Genomic DNA, 23,859 nt, shown 5'->3' with positions numbered 1-23,859 from the left:
TAATCTTTTTCTAAGGAAAAATTAATATTTGATTAATATCCTTAAAATAAAAAGGAAAGACCACCTATTGGTGGTCTTTTCATATTTAAACAGCTTAAACTTTGAATTATTAGTAGCCTGGGTTCTGCACTAAATTAGGGTTAAGAATAAGTTGGGCAGATGGAATTGGGAATAATTGACGATCTGGATTTCCCACAGCGTCAGCTTCCTTAAATTCCCAGTCTTTGGTATACTGTCCAAAACGAACCATATCGTTTCTTCTCCAACCTTCGGTGTACAATTCACGAGCTCTTTCATCCAAAATATCTTGCTCGCTTATTGAACCAAGTGGTGCGGCACCTCTAATAGTTCGCAATTCATTGATCATTGCGGTTGGGTCACCACCACTTCTCCACATAGCTTCAGCTTTCATTAAGTATGCATCTGAATACCTGAAGAAAATAATGTGGTTGGCAAATGCTCCATCTCTAGGATTATATTTGATTACACGAATACCTGTTATCTCGTTGTTATCTACAAGGCTTGGTTGGTTATCAACAGCACTGAAGAACTCTCTTGTAAAGGACAGGGGGTTACCACCTCTGTCTTCCAAAGCAGCACCGTTCGGTCCATATTGTTGACCAATAAGGAATCCAAAGCCTACATTTGAACCATCAACGATACCATCATCATTGTCGTCGGTACCATAGCTTCCGTCATATGCTATTCCTCCTTCGGTGGGAACAAAGCCTCTGCGTTCTTCTTGGCCATCACTCAATGTGCCATCGTTGAGTCCGCGGTTATTGTCCGCATCCCCTTCAAATAAGTCGTAGAACTCGGCCAAAGTACTGAAACCATTCCAGCCACCACCGCCTAACTCTGTAGAGTTATAGTGCAATGTGTTGAAAATTCTAGTACCAGCTGAGGTTTGTGCATACCAAATAGTCTCGGAGTCACCGCCTGGAACAAATATATCGAAGTAATCATCCGCTAATTCATATCCATCATTTTCAATGGCATCAACAAGGGAAATTATTTCATTCATGTCCCCAGATGCAGCTGATCCAGAACCGTTGTAAATGTGTCTGTTCAAAAGAACTTTGGCTTTTAAGAAACGAGCTGCTGCTTTGGAGCCTCTAAAGTTATCATCACCAGCAGATGACGTCGGCAGGTTTGCAATGGCGTTATCCAAATCGCTTAGTATAAAGGTAACAGCATCTTCTCCAGTAAGTACATCTGGATCCGCCAATGGATCTGCGGTTTCTGTATCTCTGTAAGGCACTTGACCAAAATTGTCCAAAATTACAAACATGGCCAATCCTCTTAAAAAGGAAGCATGTCCTATAGCTTCAGAGGAAGAAGCAGATCTGGAATCCAATACTTCACTGGCACTCAATTGAAGCCCGTTCCATTCGTTCCATACACCTAAAATGTAGGAGTGTTCAGGCGTCCAAGAGTGTTGGTGCAATTGCCTCCAAATACCGTTATCTCCCCAGTCGGAACCTCTAGTAGGCACCAAAAGGGCATCGGTAGTTACTTCGTTAAGGGCATACAAGTTAGCTTGCGTACCAAAATAACCATTTACATCATTGTACATTGCGGTTATTTGACTGGAAGCTGCTTCAGCGGTTTGAATACCAGTAAACCCATCATCTAGTAGCGAGTCCGTTGGCTCTACCTCCAAATCCGTACAGGATGCCAGCAGAATACCTACGCACAAGCTGAGCGAGAAATATCTGTTCGTTTGTTTAATAAAATTTTTCATTGCTTTTTTTTTTAAAATTTAGCGTTGATACCCAATGTTACAGTTCTTGGTCTTGGGAAAGCAGTGTAGTCTATACTAGCACTAGGTATACCGGTACCAAGGTCACCAGTACTTGAAGATACTTCAGGGTCTAGACCACTGTAATCTGTAATCAAGAACAAGTTTTGTCCTGTAAGTGATAATCTTAAACTTTTAATTGCTCCATCTCCACTAACAGGTACATTATAACCAACACTTGCATTTTGAAGTCTTACAAAATCACCGCTCTCCAAATATAATGTTGAAACTTCTTGGCTTACGTTGGTGTCCAAAGCTCTTTGGGTAACGTTTCGTGTTGTCTCAAAAGTTGGACGGTTCAAGAATGCATTTGCCGTGTTGTTATATACAGAGAATCCAAACTGACCAGTGAAGTAAGCAGATGCATCCCAATTTTTAACTCTAAGGTTAAGGGAAAGACCTGCATTCACGTCAGGTAGACCGTCTTCACCCACAAAATCCTTTTCATCAGGATTAAAGTTATCTTCTGAATATTCGGCCATATAGTAAGAAAATAGTGATCTTCCTTCTCCCAATCGCTGAGCAAAGGCGTCAGTTAGTCCAGGACCGTTCAAAGCACCAAAGTTGGCGGTAACTCCATTCAATCCTTCTACGGTATTTTTGTTGTACGCAATATTGAAGGAAGAAGAGAACGTAACATCTTCCGTTTGGACGAAATCATAGTTCAAAGCAACCTCAATACCTTGGTTGATAATGGTTCCCTCTTCTAAGTTTTTGAATACAAAAGGGTCGGCAGCTGGAGCGGCAGCTCCTTGTCTGAACAATAAATCATTTGTTTCTTTTCTATAAAAATCAACTGATCCACTGAAACGGTCAAGATTGAAACCGAAATCCAAACCAACGTTCAAATCCAATGTAGATTCCCATTTAAGATTTGGGTTTTGTACAGCTACAGTTTGTGCACCTGGTCTCAAAATTTCACCACTGTCGCTAATGCCTGGTTGTGCAAAACGAACTCTTCTCAAGAAGTTGGCATATCCTAAACCTTCTTGGTTACCAGTTACACCAGCACCAATTCTAAGTTTAAGGGTAGAGATGTTATCCCCAATAAAATCCTCTTCGTTGATTTTCCAGGCTAATGCACCTGATGGGAAATAACCATATCGATTATCCTCACTGAATCTTGAGGAACCATCCGCTCTAACAGTCGCAGTAAATAAGAATTTATCGTTTAAACTGTAGTTAGCTCTAGCAAAGAATGATTGAAGCTCATCTGTATTGTCAAAAGTATCGACCCATACCGAAGTGTAACCTCCTGAAGAAGTACCAAGAGTAGCTGTATCCTCGAATGGATTGATGCTATTGATAAAAGTTCCGTTAGGAGCATAACCGGCTTGCTGGTATGGCCCATCAATACTAGATCTTATGTTGTTAACATCTTCAATCAAAAGCTCACCCATCTCGTTAAGATCGGTTGTTGGTGCCTGCCAACCTTGAGAGTTGAAACCTACTCTTTGGAAATCCTGGAAAGAGTACCCCACAATAACATCTAAAGATGAGTTGTCAAAATCTTTCTTGTAGTTTAAGGTACCTTCCAACAATTTACTTTTAGCGTTCAAAGTATTGTAAGCTGTCTGTCCATTTCCAGTAACTCTGTTAAAGTTGTTGGCATTTCCGGAAATAGAGGATACTGCTGTCGCATCGGAGTCATCATAACCTACGCTAACCTTTGCAGTCAATTCAGGAGTTAAATCATACTCAGCGGAGAAATTGATCAATGCACGGTCTGTATGGGTTACCGACTGAAAGTTTTGAAGATAGTTCGCAGGATTCAATTGGTTTCCTTCCAAGAAGAAAGTTGAACTAGCTGGCCATGTCGGGTTAGCCGAATAGGCAGCACCTATCAAGTTTCCACTTGCTCCTGATGTACCACTAATTGGTGGTGCATCATCGTTAACACGGGAAATAGAAGCCTGAAGTGTAAATCTTAATTTGTCATCTAAAAAACGTTGACTAGCATTGATTCTTCCTGTAATACGTTCTTGAGCTGATTTTTCTATAACACCAAATTGTTTTCCATAAGAAAAAGTGGCTCTAACATTACCACTACCATAATTTCTTGAATAAGAAAGGTTTTGGTTTTGAGAAGCTACTGTCCTTGTGATATAATCTTGCCAATTGGTATTGTATCCATAATCGCTAGCATCTGCAATTGCTTGGCTCCTTACGGAAGCAGTTGTTGACAAGAATTCATCTCTATCAAAAAGATCATAGTCATTTGCAGGTGTAGAGATACTCAAATTAGAGCTAAACTCCCAAACACCGCCTTGTCCGGTCTTACCGCTTTTAGTTGTGATGATTACAACACCGTTGGCGCCACGTGAACCATAAATGGCCGTTGCGGAAGCATCTTTCAAAATAGACATACTTTCGATGTCATTAGGGTTGATGAAGTTTAATGGGTTACGCGTAGCATTACTACCATTAATTACATCACCACCAGATGGTGTAGTTGATTCTCCTGATAATGGCACACCATCCACAACAAAAAGAGGATTGTTGTTGGAACGGATGGAATTAGAACCCCTGATTCTTAGGTTCATCCCAGCTCCCGGTTCACCACTTGCCTGAGTAATCTGAACACCAGCAGTTTTACCTTGAATCAATTGTTCAGGGGAAGCGATAACACCTCCATTAAAATCTTCAGAGGTAACTGCAGCAACGGATCCGGTTGCGTCTTTAACCGTGGTTTGACCATAACCGATAATAACCACCTCGTCCAATGCTTGTGCATCTTCTTCTAAGGTGACATTGATACTTGTTTGGCCATTAACCGCAATTTCTGCGGTTTTGTAACCAATGTAGCTGAAAACCAAGGTTGCGGAATCCTCTACATCGTTTAGGGTGAAGTTACCGTCAAAATCGGTCTGCGTACCATTGGTAGTTCCTTTTACCAATACGCTCGCCCCCGGCAACGGCCCGTTTGCATCCGAAACGGTACCTGATACTGTCTGAGCTTTCGCCAACCCAAAGCATAAAAATGCTCCAAGCAACAAAAAGCTTTTTAGTAGCGTAATCTTCATAAATAATTAATTTTAAGTTTAGTTAATTTTAATTCAAGTGTTAAACATATATAAAAAAAAGGTTAATCTAAATTTAAGTATATTGCAAAATATAACGAAAACGGTTTCGTGTTAACAACTTTAAGAAGTGTTGATTTCACAGATATAAATAAGTCCGTTTGCTTAAATCCCAATAAAAGGAGTAATAATTAAGAATACAACAAAAACTGGACTAATATAGCAATTTTATTTTTTGAACCCTATTTATTAAAAGGTTCAAGAATATTCATTTGTTCTCTTTTTGTTAAAAAAGTAGGATTTCTATTCGGCCTTGTGTCTTAATTGAGTAATTTTCCGTTCAGAATCATTTCGCTTTAAACTTTTCATCATTGAAAGCCAAGATTACCTTAAAAGATATAGCTCGTGAGCTTGAGGTGTCCATATCCACCGTTTCAAAGGCACTTAAGAATAGTGAGGAAATAAGTAGGGATACCAAAGAGAGAGTGCAGGCCTTTGCCAAGCTTTACAATTACAAGCCGAACAACATTGCGATTAGTCTAAAAAATAAAAGAACCAAGAATATTGGGGTCGTAATTCCAGATATTGTACATCATTTTTTTACCACTGTTATCAGAGGTATTGAGAAGTATGCAAATGCTAGGGGCTACAACGTAATTGTTTGTCTTTCCGAGGAATCTTTTGATAAGGAAGTTATTAATATGGAAATGTTGGCCAATGGAAGTATTGACGGATTTATAATGTCACTTTCCTCGGAAACCCAAGAAAAATCGGATTATAACCACCTTAAGGAAGTAACTGAACAGGGTATTCCCGTAGTGCTTTTTGATAGGATTACCAATGAAGTAGACTGCGACAAAGTAATTATTGATGATGAACTTGGGGCTTACCAAGCTACCAATAAATTCATAGACCAGGGAAAAAAGAAAATAGCACTTATCACAACAGATGATTACCTGAGTGTAAGCAAGGCTCGTACCAAGGGGTATAGGAAAGCTCTAGAAGAAAGCAATCTTGGGATTGATGAATCTATGATACTAAAAATGCCGTCGATGGAAATGGATGAAATGGCCATCAAAACTTTTTTAAACGAAAAAGAGCCTGATGCCGTATTGTGCGTAAATGAAATCTTTGCGGTCTACAGCATGCGATTGGTTCAAGAAAAAGGACTTAAAATTCCAGAGGATATTGCATTTATTGGGTTTACTGATGGTGTTTTGTCAAAATATGCGAACCCTAGCCTTACCGTTGTGGCACAACATGGTGAAAAAATGGGAGAGGTGTCTGCAAAAATGTTGATAGATAAAGTAGAAAGTGAGGCCGAGGAAGAAACCTATCAAACCAAAATATTGGAACCTACTTTGGTGATCAGGGATTCTATTGCGCATTAATAAAAGTTTACACTTCTCATTCATGCAGTATGAAATCTATAAAAATCCTGACTTTTTTGATAGTCCTCATCACGTTATCTTCGTGTAAGAAAAAAACCGATCAAAAGCCCATTGCATCAAAAATGAAAAAGAAGGAAGTAGTCTATCAGGTATTTACCCGCCTCTTCGGAAACACCAATACTACAAATAAGCCTTGGGGTACTATCGAGGAAAACGGGGTTGGCAAGTTTGTCGATTTTTCAACCGAAGCTTTGTCGGAAATAAAGGATTTGGGGGTTACCCATATTTGGTATACAGGAGTGCCGCACCATGCAGTTATAAATGATTATGCAGACTATGGCATTTCCAACGACGACCCTGATGTGGTTAAAGGAAGAGCGGGATCGCCCTATGCCGTTAAGGATTACTATAATGTAAACCCTGATTTGGCGACCGACCCTTCAAAAAGATTGGAAGAGTTCAAAGAACTTATACAGCGAACTCACAATGCAGGCATGAAAGTGATTATCGATATTGTCCCCAACCATGTGGCTAGAAATTATGAAGGAATTACCAATCCCGAAGGAGTGGAGGATTTTGGTGCTTCGGATGACACAAGTAAAGAATACGATGTAAACAATAACTTCTATTACATCCCTGGTGAGGCATTCAAAGTTCCAGAATGGAAAGATGGATATTTACCCTTGGGAGGCGATAATAACAGGTTGGCAGATTCAAAATTTGAAGAAGTCCCGGCGAAATGGACCGGAAACGGATCCCGATTGGCACAACCACATTTTAACGATTGGTACGAAACCGTAAAAATCAACTATGGGGTTCGTCCGGATGGTGCCAAGGACTTTGAGGAACTGCCCGAAGAATATCGGAATAAAGATTATAAAGCGCATTTTGAGTTTTGGAAAGATAAGACCCTCCCGGATTCATGGCGCAAGTTCAAAGATATTACCCAGTATTGGTTGGATTTTGGCGTAGATGGTTTTCGTTTTGACATGGCCGAAATGGTTCCAGTGGAGTTTTGGAGCTATCTAAACTCCAACATCAAAATGAAAAACCCTGATGCCTTTTTATTGGCCGAAGTATACAATCCAGACTTGTACCGTGATTATATCCATCAAGGTAAAATGGATTATCTATATGACAAAGTAGAGCTCTACGATAGTATCAAACATATTATGAAGGGTTATGGATGGACGGACCATATTCCGGTAGTGCAAAAAGGAATGGCGGACATTGAGCACCATATGCTCCATTTTTTGGAAAACCATGATGAACAGCGTATAGCAAGTCCGGATTTTGCAGGTAATGCCCAATTAGGAAAACCGGCCATGGTAGTTTCTGCGACCATTAGTACGTCACCCACCATGATTTATTTTGGACAAGAAGTTGGCGAGCCAGGAGCGGAAGATGCCGGGTTTGGAAAGCCAACTCGAACCTCAATTTTCGATTACATAGGGGTGCCTCATCATCAAAGATGGGTCAACAATAAAAAGTTTGACGGAGGTCAATTATCAGAAGAAGAAAAAGAACTTCGGGATTTTTATAAAAGGCTCCTAAACTTCACCATAAAAAGTGAAGCATTGATGGGCCAATACCAGGAAATCCATTTTTATAACAAGGACCATACGGAAGGTTATGATCACCGTGTACTTTCCTATGTGCGTTGGAACGATAATGAAAAACTTATTGTCATATCTAATTTTGATGCACATAAAGCCTATTCCTTTGGCTTAAAAGTTCCTGAGGAGGTAATTTCCAAATGGCAGTTGAAGGATGGAAAATATCCATTGACCGAAGCATTGTATGGCGAGCTTAAAACAAATATGTCCATAAGCAATGGTCAAGGTCAAGTCCAAGTAGAATTGGAACCGCTTCAATCCTATATCTTTAAGGTAGAGAATTGAAATTTTTCATTTGCAAATCGTATTTTTAGCTTTCAAAACCAGACCAGAATGAAGAAGAATTTATTGGTAGCTCTTGGAGCTATTTTGCTTTTAACAAGTTGTGAGATGACAAAATCAAAACCATTGGTAATTGGACACCGAGGTGCAATGGGCCATGAGACCGAGAATACTTTGGCATCGATACAAAAAGCTCTAGATCTTGGAGTGGACATGATTGAAATAGATGTGTTTAAAATCCAAAGTGGTGAGATAGTCGTTTTTCATGATGAAAGAGTGGATAGACTAGCCAACTCAGGGGGAAATATTGAGGAATATAATATTGTTCAAGTAAGACAGCTCACTTTGGATGGGGGACATAAAATCCCACTGCTTCAAAGTGTGCTAAAGCTCATTAACAATCAGACAGCTTTGAATATCGAGCTTAAAGGGGACGATACTGCTGATAAGGTAAACCATATTGTTAACTATTATATCGAAAAACAAGGATGGAGCCCTGATAACATTTTGATTTCAAGTTTTAAATGGGATGAGCTAAGGGATATGAGAAACCTTAACAAGGATATAAAAATTGCTGTATTAACGGAAGAAGATCCGCTGGAAGCTATTGAAGTGGCCAAAGAACTGAATGCTGTGGCCATAAACCCCAACTTTAGAACGTTGACCAAAGAGAATACCGCAAAAATCCAATCGGAAGGATTAAAAGTGTACACATGGACGGTAAACGAACCCGAAGACATTCAAAAAATGGTGGAGTTCGGGGTCGACGGCATTATTACCAATTATCCGGAACGTGTGAATTAATGTTCGACGTCATAATAGTAGGAGGTGGAGCTGCTGGATTCTATGCGGCCATTCAAATTGCGGGACTTTCGCCCGAGTTAAAGATTGCCATTTTTGAAAGAGGCAAAACCGTACTTTCCAAAGTAAAGGTTTCTGGAGGAGGGCGGTGCAATGTCACCCACGGTGAGTTTTTGCCAAAAGAATTGGCAACCAATTATCCCAGGGGCGAAAAGGAACTTTTGGGTCCTTTCCATAAATATGCTCCTATGGATGTAATGGCCTTTTTCGAAGAAAAGGGAGTTCCTCTAAAGATTGAAGAAGATGGCCGCGTTTTTCCTAAAAGTGATTCCTCCCAAAGTATAATAGATTGTTTGGTAGGCGAAGCAGACCGCTTAGGCGTGCAAGTTTTGAAAAACAGTTCGGTAAAAGCCATCAACAAAACCGATGATGGTTGGCAGGTCACCACAATGAATAAGCACTACCAAACCATAAAATTGATGCTTGCCACGGGCAGCAACCCCAAAATCTGGAAACAGTTGGAGAATTTGGGACATCATATAATCTCACCGGTTCCCTCCTTGTTTACCTTTAATATCAATGATGAAAGAATTCAGGGTATTCAAGGATTAAGCGCTTATGCTGCTGTTGAAGTGATGCCAAAAAAAACCTTCAATACAGATAAAACCGCGCTGAACTTAAAAAGTAAGGTCAAGGACGATGCAGTGCTTTATGCTGATGGCCCACTTTTGATAACGCATTGGGGTTTAAGTGGTCCTGCCATTTTAAAACTCTCAGCCTGGGGAGCAAATATCCTAAACGATTATAATTATGCTTTTAAAATCAAAGTAAATTGGCTTCCTGAATATAGTACGGCATCCATGGAAGCCTATCTAAAAGAATTAAAAGCTATCGAAGCTAAAAAAACAGTGGTGCGCACCAACGTTACCGAACTTCCAAAACGCTTGTGGATGCGCTTGGTAGAAGCAGCTAACATAGAGCCCGACGAACGCTGGGGAGACATTAACAAAGAGCAGCTTCAAGCATTGGCCGAACAATTAACGTCCTCATCATTTAAAGTAGAAGGCAAAAGTACATTCAAGGAAGAATTCGTAACCGCTGGCGGGGTGGATCTAAAAGAAATCAACTTTAAGACCTTTGAGAGCAAATTACATCCCAATTTATATTTTGCAGGCGAGATTATAAATGTGGATGCCATCACAGGTGGATTTAATTTCCAAAATGCATGGACTGGTGCCTATATTGCCGCCCAAGCCATTGCTTCCTAAAGAACTATTGTAAAGCTAGGGCAATCCAAGCTGCTATTGATGCTCCCAAAATAGGTCCTGCAACAGGTATCCAAGCATAGCTCCAACCATTACTCCCCTTATTTTTTAACGGCAATAGGGCATGAATAATACGTGGTCCCAAATCCCTGGCCGGATTTATGGCATACCCCGTGGTACCGCCCAAAGATAGACCAATACCCCAAACAATAAGAGAAACGGGCAACGCTCCCAATGAACCTAAACCGATAATTGCGTCGTCGGTGGATAGCACGGCATCAGTAAAATAAAGCACGGAAAATACCAATACAAATGTACCCAACACCTCAGAAAAGAGATTGATAAATGTATTGGGTATGGCAGGGGCCGTACAAAAAACACCTCGCTTGGTACCTCCGTCTTCAGTGGCATCAAAATGATCTTTGTTTATCAGCCAAACGCAAAACGCAGCGAACATCGCCCCAATAAACTGTGCTAAAATATAACTAGGGACTTCGCTCCATGGAAATTCGCCGGCAACGGCAAGCCCAATGCTTACTGCAGGGTTTATATGTGCACCGCTGTGAGGACCGGCAACAACAACACCGGTGTAAACGGCAAAAGCCCATCCGGTAGTGATTACAATCCAACCAGAGCCATTACCGTAGGTTTTTTGCAGCGAGACATTGGCATTTACGCCACATCCAAGCACCATCAACAAAAAAGTACCTACAATTTCAGATACAAAAGGAGTCATAAAAAGGGAATGTTAGTGTTTATATTATTTTGAAATCCTTATGGATTCTCTGTCCAAAATTCAAGTGCTTTGATGGCTTTGTACCAACCTTTGATACCTTCATCAATGGCTTCGCGTTCTTTGGTGGGATTAAAATGCACATCGGTTTGCCAAATATCTTGGATTTCCTTTGGGCTTTCCCAATAACCAACGGCCAATCCAGCCAAGTATGCGGCGCCCATGACTGTAGTTTCCACAATTTTTGGTCGAACGGTGACCGTGTTCAATACATCGGCCTGAAACTGCATGAGCATATCGTTTACAGTGGCCCCGCCATCAACCCGCAATTCTTTTATGGAAATTCCGGAATCAGCTTCCATGGCTTTAAGGATATCCATGGTTTGGTAAGCTATGGACTCCAAAGCTGCCCGTGCAATGTGGGCATCGGTGCTTCCTCTGGTCAATCCAAAAATGGTTCCTTGGGCTTTTTGGTTCCAATGCGGAGCTCCCAAACCTGCAAAAGCAGGAACAAAAACCACTCCATCCGAACTGTCTACAGAACTAGCTAGTTTTTCCACTTCTGAAGAGGTTTTTATAATATTTAAACTATCCCGAAGCCATTGAACCACCGCACCAGCTATAAAAATACTGCCCTCCAGGGCGTAGTGGGTTTTCCCGTTGATTTTCCAAGCTACTGTGGTAAGTAGATTGTTCTTGGAAACAATGGGCTGTTCGCCAATGTTCATCAACATAAAACAACCTGTGCCGTAAGTGTTTTTAACCATTCCTTGTTTGGTACACATTTGCCCGAACAATGCAGCCTGCTGGTCACCCGCAATCCCAGCAATGGGAATTGGAGTGGCAAATAAATTGGGAGTCGTGTGTCCGTAAACTTCGCTGGATTGCTTTACTTCGGGGAGCATACTCTTGGGAATGGTCAACAATTCCAAAAGATCATCATCCCAATCCATGGTATTGATATTGAACAGCATGGAACGCGAAGCATTGGTTACGTCCGTAATGTGAAGCCCTCCATCTGTCATTTTCCAGATAAGCCATGTATCAATTGTTCCGAGAACCAAATCACCAGCTTCGGCTTTTTCTCTCGCTCCTTCAACATTGTCCAAAATCCATTTTACTTTGGTGCCCGAGAAATAGGAATCTATCACCAATCCCGTTTTTTCACGAATCAGATTGGATTTTCCTTCTTTTTTTAATTCATCACAATAGTCCGCAGTACGTTTGTCTTGCCAAACAATGGCATTGTACACGGGTTCACCTGTGTTTTTATCCCATACGACAACGGTTTCACGCTGGTTCGTAATGCCGATAGCGGCCAATTGGGATGCTTTGAGCCCTTTTTTGCTTACCGCTTCGGCAGCCATGCCGGCTTGGGTCGACCAAATTTCGTCGGGATCGTGTTCTACCCATCCTGGTTTTGGAAAAATTTGGGTGAATTCTTTTTGTGCTACGGAGATTATTGTTCCCTTCTTATCGAAGACCACGGCACGGGAACTGGTGGTGCCTTGGTCCAAAGCAAGGATATATTGATTCATTTTGTTGATTTAAATGCGTTTGAATTTAATAAAATTAATCAAAGTAAAGAATCAATTAATATGTCAAAAACCTTCATCGCCCTTTTGAGGGGAATAAATGTAAGTGGTCAAAAGAAGATTAAAATGGCCGAGTTGAGAATTGTTTTGGAAGGTGCTGGCTTAAAAAATGTCCAAACATATATTCAGAGTGGAAATATTGTTTTTGATATTGATGAAACTGGAAAGGATAATCTTCAAGACACCATAACAAAAGCAATCCAACGAAATTTTGGGTTTGATGTGCCCACTTTGGTGATGCAGAAAAAGAATGTCAAACAAATTCTGGAAGCTAATCCGTTTGCCAATGAAGATGAAGAGAACAAATTGTACTATGTTTTGCTTAAAAATCCACCAAAAAAAGAATTAGCACAACAATTTAAGCAAATTCATTTTGAAAATGAAGATTTCCATATTACCGATACCTGTGTGTACTTACTTTGTAAAAATGGATATGGAAGGGCAAAACTCAACAATAATCTTATTGAAAAGAAGCTTAGAGTGGAAGCAACAACTCGAAATCAAAAAACCATGAAAAAATTACAGGAAATGACTTCGGATTAGGCGTTAAGCTCCCAAATTTTATAATTCAGTGCAGAGGCAAAGGCCACCCATAATACATAAGGCACAAGTAATAGTGCAGCAGGTTTACTAATGACCTTGAACCATTTTATGGTAAGTATGATCATCGTCAATAAGGCCAAAATAACCACCATTCCGGCAAGAGGATTTTTCAATCCAAAGAAGACTATGCTCCAGAGCGCGTTGAGCAATAACTGAAAAACAAAATGATAAAGCGCCGTCTTTACCCAAATATGATGATAGCCCTTGGACCAAACGATTCCAGCGGCCACCCCCATCATAATGTATAGAGCAGTCCAAACAGGGGCAAAAAGGTAGTTAGGAGGCGTAAAAGATGGTTTGTTTAGCGTGAGGTACCAATCGTTGACAGAGCTTTGGGTAGCTATGCTGGATAGGAATCCAATGGCAAGGCATACCAAAACGCTTACGGTGATATAAACAATTCTTTTTTTCATGGTTGGTGCAACTTCGACTAAAATAAGAATTTATTTCAATCCGATTTCCAGTAAGTTTGTCGCTGCTTATATTTGTTTAAACATCCACGCCCAATGACGGAAAAAGATTTTTTGCCCGGCGCCTACCAAGAATTGCCCGAAAATGGTAAAGTAACATGGAAAGCACCCAGCAATATTGCCCTGGTAAAATATTGGGGAAAAAGACCAGTTCAAATTCCGGCCAATCCATCCATCAGTTTTACGTTGGATACTTGTGCGACTACAACTTCGGTTTCTTTTAGGAAGAAGGATACCAACGACACACTTTCCTTTGATTTGTTTTTTGAGGGAAAGCCCAAGGAAGATTTTAAACCCAAAATCCAAACCTTTTTGGAGCGGATTGATTTGTATGTGCCTTTTTTAAAGGAGTACCATTTTACGATTGAAACTTCCAACTCCTTTCCGCACAGTAGCGGTATTGCCTCCTCGGCCAGTGGAATGGCAGCCCTTTCCTTGTGCTTAATGGATATTGAAAAACAACTGAACCCGACTATGGATGAAGCACTGTTTTATGCAAAGGCGTCATATTTGGCCCGCTTGGGATCAGGAAGTGCCTGCCGTAGTATTAAAGGCAACCTGGTGCAATGGGGTAAGCACAGGAATATATCCAACAGTTCCGATCTATATGGCATTGAATATCCGTTTGAGGTGAATCCGGTTTTTAGAAATTATTGCGATACCATTTTGCTGGTACACAAAGGACAGAAACAGGTGAGCAGCACGGTGGGGCATCAATTGATGCACGGACATCCGTATGGCGAAAATAGATTTGAACAGGCATTTTCTAATCTGGATAAGCTAAAACCTATTTTGGCCAATGGTGATTTGGAAGAATTTATTAAACTGGTGGAAAGTGAAGCACTTACCCTGCATGCCATGATGATGACCAGCATGCCCTATTTTATACTAATGAAACCGGATACGCTGGAAATCATCAACAAAATTTGGAAGTTTAGAGAAGAAACCAAAACACCTGTTTGTTTTACGCTCGATGCCGGAGCCAACGTACATATGCTTTATCCTTCATCAGCGAAGGAAAAAGTACGGGGTTTTATTCAAGATGAATTGATAGGACATTGTGAAAATGGTCAATATATCCATGATCGAGTGGGGATGGGTGCAATCAAAATAAACGACTAAAAATGAACAGCTAAGCTGTTTTTTTACGTTATTTGCCAAGATTTTAGACCAAGTAAAAAACAGGTTTTATAGATAAAGTCAGTTTGTTTATCGAATTTTATCAAAAATTAAACAAAATTTGTTTGTATCTTAGCATTATCATATGAAAGGTCCATTATTTTATTCCAAGATTTTATTGTTCGGAGAGTACGGCATTATCAAAGACTCCAAAGGACTTTCGATACCCTATAATTTTTTCAAGGGCGCATTAAAAAGAGACAAGAATGTTTCCGAAATGGCCCAAGAATCAAATAAAAGCTTGAAAGCTTTTGCTCAATATTTAAAAACTCTTGAGCAAGAGGAACAGGGCTTGGTTTCCTTCGACATTCAATCGTTGGAAGAAGATGTAGAACAAGGAATGTACTTTGACAGTTCCATTCCCCAAGGATATGGTATCGGGAGTAGTGGCGCCTTGGTCGCTGCAATTTACGACCGTTACGCTACCGATAAAATCACGGTTTTGGAAAACTTGACCCGAGAAAAGTTGCTTCAATTGAAGAAGATCTTTGGAAAAATGGAATCTTTCTTCCATGGTAAATCCTCGGGATTGGATCCATTGAATAGTTATCTGAGCTTACCGATTTTGATCAATTCCAACGACAATATTGAATCCACCAGTATTCCTTCACAAAATACGGAAGGAAAAGGAGCTGTTTTTTTGTTGGACAGTGGAATAACGGGTGAAACAGCACCAATGGTGCAGCTGTTTATGGAGAATATGAAGCAGGAAGGTTTCCGTAACATGGTAAAGAATCAGTTTGTGAAACATACCGATGCCTGTGTGGAAGATTTCTTGAACGGCAATGTAAAATCGTTGTTCGGGAACTTGAAACAACTTTCCCACGTAGTGTTCGACCACTTTAAACCGATGATACCTTCCAAATTCCATCAGCTTTGGCAAAAGGGAATCGAGACTAACGATTACTACCTCAAACTTTGTGGTTCTGGTGGTGGTGGATATATTTTAGGCTTTACCCAAGATCTGGAAAAAGCCAAAAAAGCACTTGAAGGACATACTTTGGAAGTAGTCTACAACTTCTAAAAGAAAAATCATGCTTAGCAGAAAAAACAAACTCCTGCTTTTTAAGCTGTTGAGTCTGTTTTCAGTCGTGAGGGGGTATAATATTCTTGTAATTACCTTGGCCCAATACTTGGCCTCCATTTACATTTTGGCACCTAATATTCCATTAAGGGATGTGGTTTTGGATTTAAACCTATTTCTTATCGTTACTGCTTCAGCGCTAACCATTGCCAGCGGGTACATCATCAACAATTTTTACGATGCGGAAAAGGACTTGATAAACAAACCCACCAAGAGTATGTTGGACCGTTTGGTGAGCCAGCGCTTTAAGTTGACGACTTATTTTATCCTCAACTTTCTGGCCGTTTTTGCGGCGAGTTATATTTCGTTTAGGGCGGTGTTGTTCTTCTCTGCCTATATTTTTGGCATTTGGCTCTATTCGCATAAACTTAAACGTATACCCTTTGTGGGTAATTTGGTATCCTCCACTTTGGCGATAGCTCCATTCTTCGTGGTGTTTGTATACTATCGGAATTTTCAAACGGTCATATTTGTGCACGCCATCTTCTTGTTTTTATTGATTTTGGCCCGTGAAATGATCAAAGACTTGGAAAGTATGCCCGGTGATATGGCGCAGAATTACAAAACCATACCCATAATTTATGGTCCAAACGTATCAAAGTCCATAATCTCCTTATTGATTGTACTAACCTTGGTTCCTGCACTTTTGCTCATCAGAACTTTTGATGTTGGTTTTATGTACCTCTATTTTATGGCTTGTATTGCACTTTTGATTTTTTTCTTGGTTTTATTGTGGAAAGCGGGTGCCAAAAAGCACTACGTTTGGCTGCACAACATTATTAAATTTATAATTGTAGCCGGTGTTTTCAGTATCCTTTTAATTGATGTGGATGTGGTGCTGAACCGAATTTTGTAATTCTTTGTTCTTTAAGTTTTTTGGAACTTAAAAAGACTACATTTGCAAAAAATCCGACTGATGGCGAAATCAGACAACACCAGAGGCAGAAGACCTTCCAAAAACTTCAAGAGAGACGATAATAAGAAGCCGTTCGATAAAAAGATTTCTTCCAAACCGAGGCAAAACGCTCCACGAAAAACATCCAATCCAGATGAGATTCGGTTGAACCGTTACATTGCGAATGCAGGTATTTGTTCCCGAAGGGAAGCGGATACTTTTATAGCTGCGGGGAATGTTACTGTAAACGGAAAGACGATAACCGAAATGGGTTTTAAGGTGAAACGCTCCGATGATGTCCGTTTTGATGGAAAACGACTCAATTTGGAAAAGAAGGAGTACATTCTGCTGAACAAACCCAAAAATTTTATTACCACTACCAGTGATGAAAAGGGACGTCGCACGGTTATGGAATTAATTTCCAGTGCCTCGAAAAATCGTTTGTTGCCCGTTGGCCGTTTGGATAGAAATACTACAGGACTTTTACTTTTCACCAACGATGGTGACCTTACCAAAAAATTGACGCATCCAAAGCACAACGTGCGCAAAATTTACCACGTGCATTTAGACAACAACCTAAGCCTTGGAGATTTGCACAAAATTGAAGCAGGACTCGAATTGGAAGATGGACCCATTGCCGTAGATGGTGTGAGCTTTATCCAAGGAGCGCCAAAACGCGAAGTGGGCGTAGAGATCCATAGTGGTCGAAACCGCATTGTACGCCGCATTTTTGAGCATTTGGGCTATAATGTTACCAAATTGGACCGTGTAATTTTCGCAGGACTTACCAAAAAGGACTTGCCGCGAGGTCATTGGAGGCATTTAACGGAGCAAGAGGTGGTTAATTTGAAGAATATTAAGTAGGGTCGGAAGAAATTTGGGGTGCAACGGTGAGTATAAGAATAGTAGCTGGCTGCGTGGCATTTCCATGTCAAATTACGAGTAAGTTGAAGTGGGATGCAACCCTTTAATTTACTGCTATACCGGCTATTATTTTTATACATCTTAAGTTTGATTCTCTTTAACAATGATATATTTTCTCAAATCTGAACTGAGAATATCGTACAGTTCCTCTTTGTTTTTTTTGTCAGTTTCTGTAAAAACAAAACCAAAAAGGGGATATTTATTAATGTCTAAGGTTCTTATCAAAATAGGAGTTTCAAAATCATTAGCAAGTGCTTTATAATCAAACTTAGCGATATCAGCAGGCTTAATCCCTGAATTATTATCTAAAACGATAATGCTAAATATTTTGTTTTCTTTACCTTGATATATAGTATCCCAATTTGGACAAGTGTTTTCAAAATAGTATTTATAGGAATTAAGCCCCACTGTAATCCCCGATAAATCACCCGTAGTACACCAACCTCCAAATCGAAGCGGGTTGATTTCAATAGGGATTATTTTGCCGTTATTATCTATCCTTACTTCTGCATGAGCCGGAAAATTCCTTAAATTAAGTTTATTGCCTATTGTGCTTAAAAACTGCTCCAATCTAGCTTTATGTTGATTGATAATTGCTTTAGAAGTCGAATAAACTCTATCACTTGTATCTTTTCCCGATGAAAAAACGTGGTGTAAAATATTTAATATAACCACCTCACCTTTATCATTATGGTAATAGTCTATAGCGTATTCTTCACCTTGAATAAAATCCTCTATAATAAAGTGGGAAGTATCTAGTACATTTTTTGGAAAGATACTTTTAAGATTGTGCGGCGTAATTTCCTCTTTTGCCTTAATCCAGTCGTTTTCATCTTTAATAATATAGACACCGAGACTTAAAAACCCGATGGATGGTTTTATGACAAACGGAAATGACAATTCTTCGGTAGTAATATTCTGAATGTTTCCTAACTTGATTTTTTGGAATTTAAATTCTGGAAATATGGGTTTAATCTGCTCTCTGAATTTTGCCTTGTCTTTGAGGACATTGATTTGTTTTGACAATTCACTTTCCTTAAAGTGGTTGTCTATCCAACTGAGAGCATTTTCTGAATTGGAATATATCCGCTGAGAGGGGTTGTTTTTTATAGTTTCTATAGCCTCTTCTTCGCTAATCCAATTTAAAGAAGCGTCAGCTATTAATTCTTTAGCCTCTTTAGTTGCAACAACTTGATAGGAATTTTCTTTTATTGTATCAATAAGAAAATCTGAAATATATGGCTTGTCTATTAGGTACATTTTTAATCTATATGGTTTTATCTAAATTACCGCCATCGGTCTCGGCTATGAGTAGTTGTGTGTTTTAGCACTCAACTTTACAAGTACACACCAAGTTGGAAATTCCGCCGGAATTTCCAAAGTAGGCTTTTGCCAGCAATTGATTTTATAAGGTGTTAGCACTTGGTTTTCTGTTTAACACTTTAATTCCAAGAGTTATTAAGACTACTATTAATGCGATAAAAAATATACTTGTTGAAATGCTTTTTATAACTGAAAATATATTAGTTGTATAAACTGTAGTCTCTTTCAATTCGGGATAGTTTTTAAGCATTGCGATAATTCCGATATTTTCCAAATAATCTGCAATTCCGGCAATTATCGGTATTACGCAGAGATAAATATATGGAGAATTTAATTTGTTCAATTTTTTCAAGAAATAGCCCAAAATCAAACAGTAAGAAAGTCCGAATAGTAGTGGATAAATCATATCAACAGGTATTTGGTTGGTTAGATATGTCAAACGTCCAGTTTCTCCAAGCGAAGTGAATAATTCACTTACATAATTCAAATCATAACCTGTGGGCATCATATCCAATAATTTTATTCCGTTAGAGAATTCCATTGTTTTAGGAATTGTAACAGTCAGCATAAAAGTGTAAACAAGATTGGTCAAGATAAAAAGTCCTAAAACCTTTTTTCCTGAAATATTCTTTTCTATGAATTTTATTAATCGTTTCATTTTTTTCTTAAATAAGTGCTAACGGCCACGCGGCTATGGCGAGTAGTGTTGTGAGCTTGCTCGAATTAGCTACGGGGAGCCATTGGACGCTGATTAGCTATAGCCGCATGTTGGGAAAAGGTGCAACTTTTCTTTCTGCGGCGCGAAGGCCATTGTTTTTTAAATGTGGAATAAATATAGCGAATAAGCCGTCTTACTGCGTGGCCGTTGGGAAAAAATAGCTCGGAGGGTTGTGCCGCTTGCGGTACTGGCCGAGCGGCCGCAGGCATTTTTCCCAACGTTTGGTATATGAAAAGTAGCGGATTTTTAAACACTAACTATCCGAAAGCAAGATAATTAATTAAATAGGATAGCGATTTAGATAAGCACCTAAACCGCTATTTTTTATATACATCTTAAGTTTGATTCTCTTTAAATTGATAATCTAATCAGAAAGAACAAAAGAGAGAATTAAGGTTAGTATATACGGTGAAGCTGTAGACTTCGACAACATTGATAATCCTCTCTCTTTTACTACTTAAACCACGTTCAGTTCTATGAGACTTTAGATCTCGTTTTCAAGTTGTTGTGAGTAAGGTAGTATGCTCTTTCATAAAATCAGTTCTTATGAATAAATATAAAGAAACTTTTGGAGTCGACATCAGTAAGGATGTCTTTGATGTTCATGGTAGCAATAAAGGCCACCACCAGTATAAAAACGATGAAATGGGGTTTAAAAAGTACCTTACAAAAATGGGGTAGTTGTATCGGTGGTAAACCCATTGTCGATCAAACGTTTCATTCAAATGAAACTGGCCAAGGTAAAGACCGACAAGAGTGATGCGAAGGCTATTTGTGCGTATGGATTGTCAAACGAAGTGCCTCTTTATAATGCTTTGACCGATACCCAGAGTGAGTGTTTACAGTTGTTCCGATTATTGGATACCTATTTGAAACAACGTACGGCAACAAAGAACAAGATTCATGGAGAAGCTGTTTTGGGCATCCCCTCAAAGTTTGTCCATCGTTCCTTGGTACGTAACAGGAAGCAGCTGGACAAAGAGGTATCTGCCATCGAATCAAAGATTTTATCATTGGTAAAAGAGGATCAACAGGAACAATTGACCTTGTTGACATCGATACCAGGTATAGGCCAAAAGACGGCCTTGTTCTTGATAGTGGTGACCGATGGATTTAGTAAGTTCGAGAATGCATCGCAGCTTTGTAGTTATGTCGGTATTACGCCAACGGTACGAGAGTCGGGCAGTAGTGTAAGAGGTAGGGCACGGATAAGCAAGGTAGGTAACAGAAAACTTCGGAACCTATTGTTCCTATGCTCGTTCAACGCGTGCAAACACAACAAGGCGTGCAAGGCTATCTATGAACGGATAACGAACAAGGGGAAAAGCAAGAAGCTGGCCCTGATAGCGGTGTCGAACAAGCTCTTAAAACAAGCTTTTGCAATCGCCAGATCCGGATTGCCCTATGATGAGGGTTTTGTCTCTGTTCTGACTAGAAGGTAGAATGATAGGAAATGATTTTTTTGACCAAAATCCTTACCTATGGGTTCTGGTATAGGATAACTATGTTTCAAATTTAATGCGGAAAAGAGTTGTTTTTTAGCTCAGTTCTTTGATGTAGCTCGTTTTACTTATTCAAATTTTCGACTTCCAATAAAAGTTTATCTAATTTTTCTCTGTCAAACCATTCTCCCTTAATAACCACACCTAGAATTGTCTTTGTGTTGCTAATATTCTCTAATGGATTTTTCTCTAGTAATACTAGGTCTGCTAATTTTCCTTCACTAACCGTACCGCTTTGTGAAATGCTATTAAAATATCGAGCAGGAACTACTGTTGCCGTTTTAAGTGTTTCATAGTTTGAAAGCCCTGAATTGTGTATTAATTCTAATTCATGGTGAAGAGAAAAACCAGGAAGAAACAAACCATAGGTGTCACTTCCAGCCATTAATGGTACGCCTTGTTGATGAAGTAATAATGTGAATTTCTTTTGCCACGCTAACTCCTTTTCAAGTCGAATTAAGGATTCCTTATCAGTAAACCACGAATTTTTTCTGTAATTAGTTTTGTCAGACTTCCAATAATCAGAATAGTGTTTTGGGAGATATTTGATGTTTTTGTCGTTATTTAATAGTTCTGATTTGTCCTTGTCGGCATATTTACTAATCATTTCAAATATTCCGAGAGTAGGTGACACATAAACACCACTTGTCTTAATTTCTTTTGCAGCTCGTTTAAGGTAGCTAGTAGATTCTCGTTCCTCTTTTGTAAAGATATTCATGAACTCTTCAACATGAGCAATCGATTTAATTCTTAACGAATATTCTAAGGGTAGTTCTCTTTGTCCGTGACCAACGATTTTAAGGTTTTCTTTATGTGCTGTTTCTAATAATTTTAGATAAATGTCTTTTGGTAAATTATCTGCAATTTTTAAGTAATCATAACCTCTTTTTTTATGATATTGTACAATCACATCAACAGAGTCAATATGCTTAAAATTATTTCTCTTTAAATAAGGCCCAGTAGTGTAATAATGAGGCGATAATATGGCGTTACTCTTTGCTTGTTCCTTTATTTTTATATGGTCTTGACCATTATATTCTGCCATATTTCTTGCAGAAGTGATTCCGTTTGCAATTAATAATTTGAATTCGTTTTCAATATTATTTTGCAGATGATAGTGCGTTTCTGCTAGACCAGGAATTAAATACTTATCTGAAGCCTTAATGGTAACATCAATATGATAGGTTATCTTTTTAGATACAGGCTCAATTTTCAATATTTTATTATTCGCTATTATGACTCTTTGATTAGGAAGTATGGTATCTGTATTCATGGGTACTACATTCACATTCTCAAACGAAATTATTTTAGTTTGCCCTATAGCGACAGAACATAACATTAGTACAAATAGTAATAAACAATTTTTTAGTGTTCGCATTTTTTTTGATTTATAAATTTTATGCAAACGTAATGTTCATACGGGTTTTGGGAGTTCTAAAATCGATACTCTTGAGGAAATAGAACCTATTTGTTTTTATATTCCTTAGGCGTTAGTCCTGTTTCTTTCTTAAAATTAGTATAGAAAGATGTTTTAGAGTTAAATCCACATTCCAGACCAATGGAGAGTAAACTATATTTATCAAATGTAGGGTCTTTGAGCATTAGTTTTACATCCTTTATACGATGTGAATTAATGTAGTCTGAAAAATTAACAGAAGTATTTTCTTTAATAATTTGAGATAAGTAACTATTGCTTATTTCTAGTTGTTCAGCAACACTATCTCTGCTTAGATTTGGGTTATGATGTATTTTATCTTCTTCAATTAAAAATACTATTTTTTTAAAATGAGAACTTTTATAGTTTACAGAATTGATTGGTTTCTTTTTTTCTCTTTTAGTAATTTCTCTAATTTCATATTGGTCATTCGACAATTTAAATTGATACATGCCTTTATAGGTTAACCAATAAATAAAAATAGAACTAAATGTCGATAAATAGGTTAGTGGTAATTTTTCAAAGAAGAGAAATCGATAAGATTCTAAAAGAACCCCAAATAGTATAATTAAAGAAAGAAAAGCCAAAAGATATTTTAACCATTTTTTGCTTAAACTGTTCTTTTTAGCTAGCGTATATTTATAGGAGAGGACAATCATATAAATGGGAAAAATAATGGACAGAAAGCTAATTACTTTATAAAATAGAGGTATGTAGTTTAAAACAATATCTGGTAGATCATACAATTGAAAAGTTGTACTTAAAGACAAAAAGATATTAAGTATGCTTAATATAACAAAAGGCAAATAAAAAATCTTTAAACGGTGTGTATTAGCTGAAGTATTATTTGATGTTCTATAAAAGAAGATAAACAATGTTGTTGGATATAAAAATTGCCAAAGAAATAAATCCAGAAAGCTAATTATCTCAGGATTGGAACCAATATCCCAAAACCAATTATTAATACCAACAACAGCAATAATTAGTAAAGTGAACCCTAAATACTTATTATTTTTACTTCTAAAAAACTTGGAAAATAGAATCACTAAGCTTAAAACTAAGCAATGAAGTGAAGCGATAAGAGAGACTGTTTCTAAAAACGAAATATTGATTGATGACAAAAGTTTGGATTACATGTTTAATTAGTTTTCAATAATGAGCTACAACGGCCACGCGGCTATGGCGAGTAGTGTTGCGAGCTTGCTCGCATTAGCTACGGGGA

The 23,859-nt window shown here is 38.6% G+C and carries 18 protein-coding genes and 1 pseudogene; 10 read left to right on the top strand and 9 right to left on the bottom strand.

Going from position 1 to position 23,859, the window contains the following annotated elements; all coding sequences use genetic code 11:
• Positions 1-109: 109 nt before the first annotated feature.
• Together D2V08_RS04555 and D2V08_RS04550 are read right to left on the bottom strand one after the other, a co-directional pair.
• Complete coding sequence (locus tag D2V08_RS04555) at positions 110-1,744, bottom strand: RagB/SusD family nutrient uptake outer membrane protein (RefSeq protein ID WP_119606898.1); 1,635 nt, start codon at positions 1,742-1,744, stop codon at positions 110-112.
• A gap of 11 nt (positions 1,745-1,755) precedes the next feature.
• Positions 1,756-4,824: a SusC/RagA family TonB-linked outer membrane protein gene (locus D2V08_RS04550; protein ID WP_119606897.1), complete on the bottom strand. Its 3,069-nt coding sequence runs from the start codon at positions 4,822-4,824 to the stop codon at positions 1,756-1,758.
• Between the two features lie 368 nt (positions 4,825-5,192).
• On the opposite strand from D2V08_RS04550, the gene D2V08_RS04545 reads away from it, so the two are divergent.
• The 4 genes from D2V08_RS04545 to D2V08_RS04530 are packed head-to-tail and all read left to right on the top strand — an operon-like array spanning position 5,193 to position 10,179.
• Positions 5,193-6,212, top strand: a complete 1,020-nt coding sequence (locus D2V08_RS04545; RefSeq protein ID WP_119606896.1) for a LacI family DNA-binding transcriptional regulator — start codon at positions 5,193-5,195, stop codon at positions 6,210-6,212.
• Between the two features lie 29 nt (positions 6,213-6,241).
• Positions 6,242-8,113: an alpha-amylase family glycosyl hydrolase gene (locus tag D2V08_RS04540; RefSeq protein ID WP_119606895.1), complete on the top strand. Its 1,872-nt coding sequence runs from the start codon at positions 6,242-6,244 to the stop codon at positions 8,111-8,113.
• Between the two features lie 48 nt (positions 8,114-8,161).
• On the top strand, positions 8,162-8,914 hold the full coding sequence (locus tag D2V08_RS04535; RefSeq protein ID WP_245980499.1) for a glycerophosphodiester phosphodiesterase: 753 nt from the start codon (positions 8,162-8,164) through the stop codon (positions 8,912-8,914).
• Positions 8,914-10,179: a BaiN/RdsA family NAD(P)/FAD-dependent oxidoreductase gene (locus tag D2V08_RS04530; protein WP_119606894.1), complete on the top strand. Its 1,266-nt coding sequence runs from the start codon at positions 8,914-8,916 to the stop codon at positions 10,177-10,179. Before D2V08_RS04535 ends, D2V08_RS04530 begins: the two co-directional genes overlap by 1 nt.
• Before the next feature lie 4 nt (positions 10,180-10,183).
• Here the strand turns inward: D2V08_RS04530 and D2V08_RS04525 are convergent, their stop codons facing one another.
• Positions 10,184-10,912: an MIP/aquaporin family protein gene (locus D2V08_RS04525; protein WP_119606893.1), complete on the bottom strand. Its 729-nt coding sequence runs from the start codon at positions 10,910-10,912 to the stop codon at positions 10,184-10,186.
• Between the two features lie 38 nt (positions 10,913-10,950).
• Positions 10,951-12,447, bottom strand: a complete 1,497-nt coding sequence (gene glpK, locus D2V08_RS04520; RefSeq protein ID WP_119606892.1) for a glycerol kinase GlpK — start codon at positions 12,445-12,447, stop codon at positions 10,951-10,953.
• A gap of 60 nt (positions 12,448-12,507) precedes the next feature.
• Here glpK and D2V08_RS04515 point away from each other — a divergent pair, with 60 nt between their 5' ends.
• The gene (locus tag D2V08_RS04515) at positions 12,508-13,047 is read left to right on the top strand and encodes a DUF1697 domain-containing protein (protein WP_119606891.1); all 540 of its coding nucleotides are present in this window, start codon (positions 12,508-12,510) and stop codon (positions 13,045-13,047) included.
• On the opposite strand, the gene D2V08_RS04510 is transcribed toward D2V08_RS04515, so the two are convergent.
• Entirely contained in the window at positions 13,044-13,520 is a 477-nt protein-coding gene (locus D2V08_RS04510; protein ID WP_119606890.1) for a TspO/MBR family protein, read from the bottom strand. The genes D2V08_RS04515 and D2V08_RS04510 overlap by 4 nt on opposite strands.
• A 93-nt stretch (positions 13,521-13,613) precedes the next feature.
• Here D2V08_RS04510 and mvaD point away from each other — a divergent pair, with 93 nt between their 5' ends.
• The 4 genes from mvaD (at position 13,614) to D2V08_RS04490 (ending at position 17,599) form a co-directional block, all read left to right on the top strand.
• Positions 13,614-14,699 carry a diphosphomevalonate decarboxylase gene (gene mvaD, locus D2V08_RS04505; protein WP_119606889.1) on the top strand — a complete coding sequence of 362 codons (1,086 nt, stop codon included), beginning with the start codon at positions 13,614-13,616 and terminating at the stop codon, positions 14,697-14,699.
• Between the two features lie 142 nt (positions 14,700-14,841).
• Positions 14,842-15,780, top strand: coding sequence for a mevalonate kinase family protein (locus D2V08_RS04500; RefSeq protein WP_119606888.1), 939 nt, complete (start codon positions 14,842-14,844; stop codon positions 15,778-15,780).
• Between the two features lie 10 nt (positions 15,781-15,790).
• A complete protein-coding gene (locus D2V08_RS04495; RefSeq protein ID WP_119606887.1) occupies positions 15,791-16,696 on the top strand; it encodes a geranylgeranylglycerol-phosphate geranylgeranyltransferase in 906 nt (301 codons plus the stop codon).
• Between the two features lie 60 nt (positions 16,697-16,756).
• Complete coding sequence (locus D2V08_RS04490) at positions 16,757-17,599, top strand: pseudouridine synthase (RefSeq protein ID WP_182835487.1); 843 nt, start codon at positions 16,757-16,759, stop codon at positions 17,597-17,599.
• A 141-nt stretch (positions 17,600-17,740) separates the two neighbouring features.
• Here the strand turns inward: D2V08_RS04490 and D2V08_RS04485 are convergent, their stop codons facing one another.
• Together D2V08_RS04485 and D2V08_RS04480 are read right to left on the bottom strand one after the other, a co-directional pair.
• Positions 17,741-18,919, bottom strand: a complete 1,179-nt coding sequence (locus D2V08_RS04485) for an ATP-grasp domain-containing protein (protein WP_119606885.1) — start codon at positions 18,917-18,919, stop codon at positions 17,741-17,743.
• A gap of 145 nt (positions 18,920-19,064) precedes the next feature.
• The gene (locus D2V08_RS04480; RefSeq protein WP_119606884.1) at positions 19,065-19,640 is read right to left on the bottom strand and encodes a hypothetical protein; all 576 of its coding nucleotides are present in this window, start codon (positions 19,638-19,640) and stop codon (positions 19,065-19,067) included.
• A 606-nt stretch (positions 19,641-20,246) separates the two neighbouring features.
• Here D2V08_RS04480 and D2V08_RS04475 point away from each other — a divergent pair.
• Positions 20,247-21,142 (top strand): annotated as a pseudogene (locus D2V08_RS04475) (IS110 family RNA-guided transposase).
• Between the two features lie 124 nt (positions 21,143-21,266).
• Here the strand turns inward: D2V08_RS04475 and D2V08_RS04470 are convergent.
• Together D2V08_RS04470 and D2V08_RS04465 are read right to left on the bottom strand one after the other, a co-directional pair.
• On the bottom strand, positions 21,267-22,580 hold the full coding sequence (locus D2V08_RS04470) for an amidohydrolase family protein (RefSeq protein WP_119606883.1): 1,314 nt from the start codon (positions 22,578-22,580) through the stop codon (positions 21,267-21,269).
• An 86-nt stretch (positions 22,581-22,666) separates the two neighbouring features.
• Complete coding sequence (locus D2V08_RS04465) at positions 22,667-23,758, bottom strand: helix-turn-helix domain-containing protein (RefSeq protein WP_147374068.1); 1,092 nt, start codon at positions 23,756-23,758, stop codon at positions 22,667-22,669.
• Positions 23,759-23,859: the final 101 nt, after the last annotated feature.

The sequence above is a fragment of the Flagellimonas lutimaris genome (assembly GCF_003581615.1).
Lineage (GTDB): Bacteria > Bacteroidota > Bacteroidia > Flavobacteriales > Flavobacteriaceae > Flagellimonas > Flagellimonas lutimaris.
The sequence above is the reverse complement of the archived record's forward strand: the minus strand, read 5'-3'. Positions and strand labels throughout refer to the sequence as shown.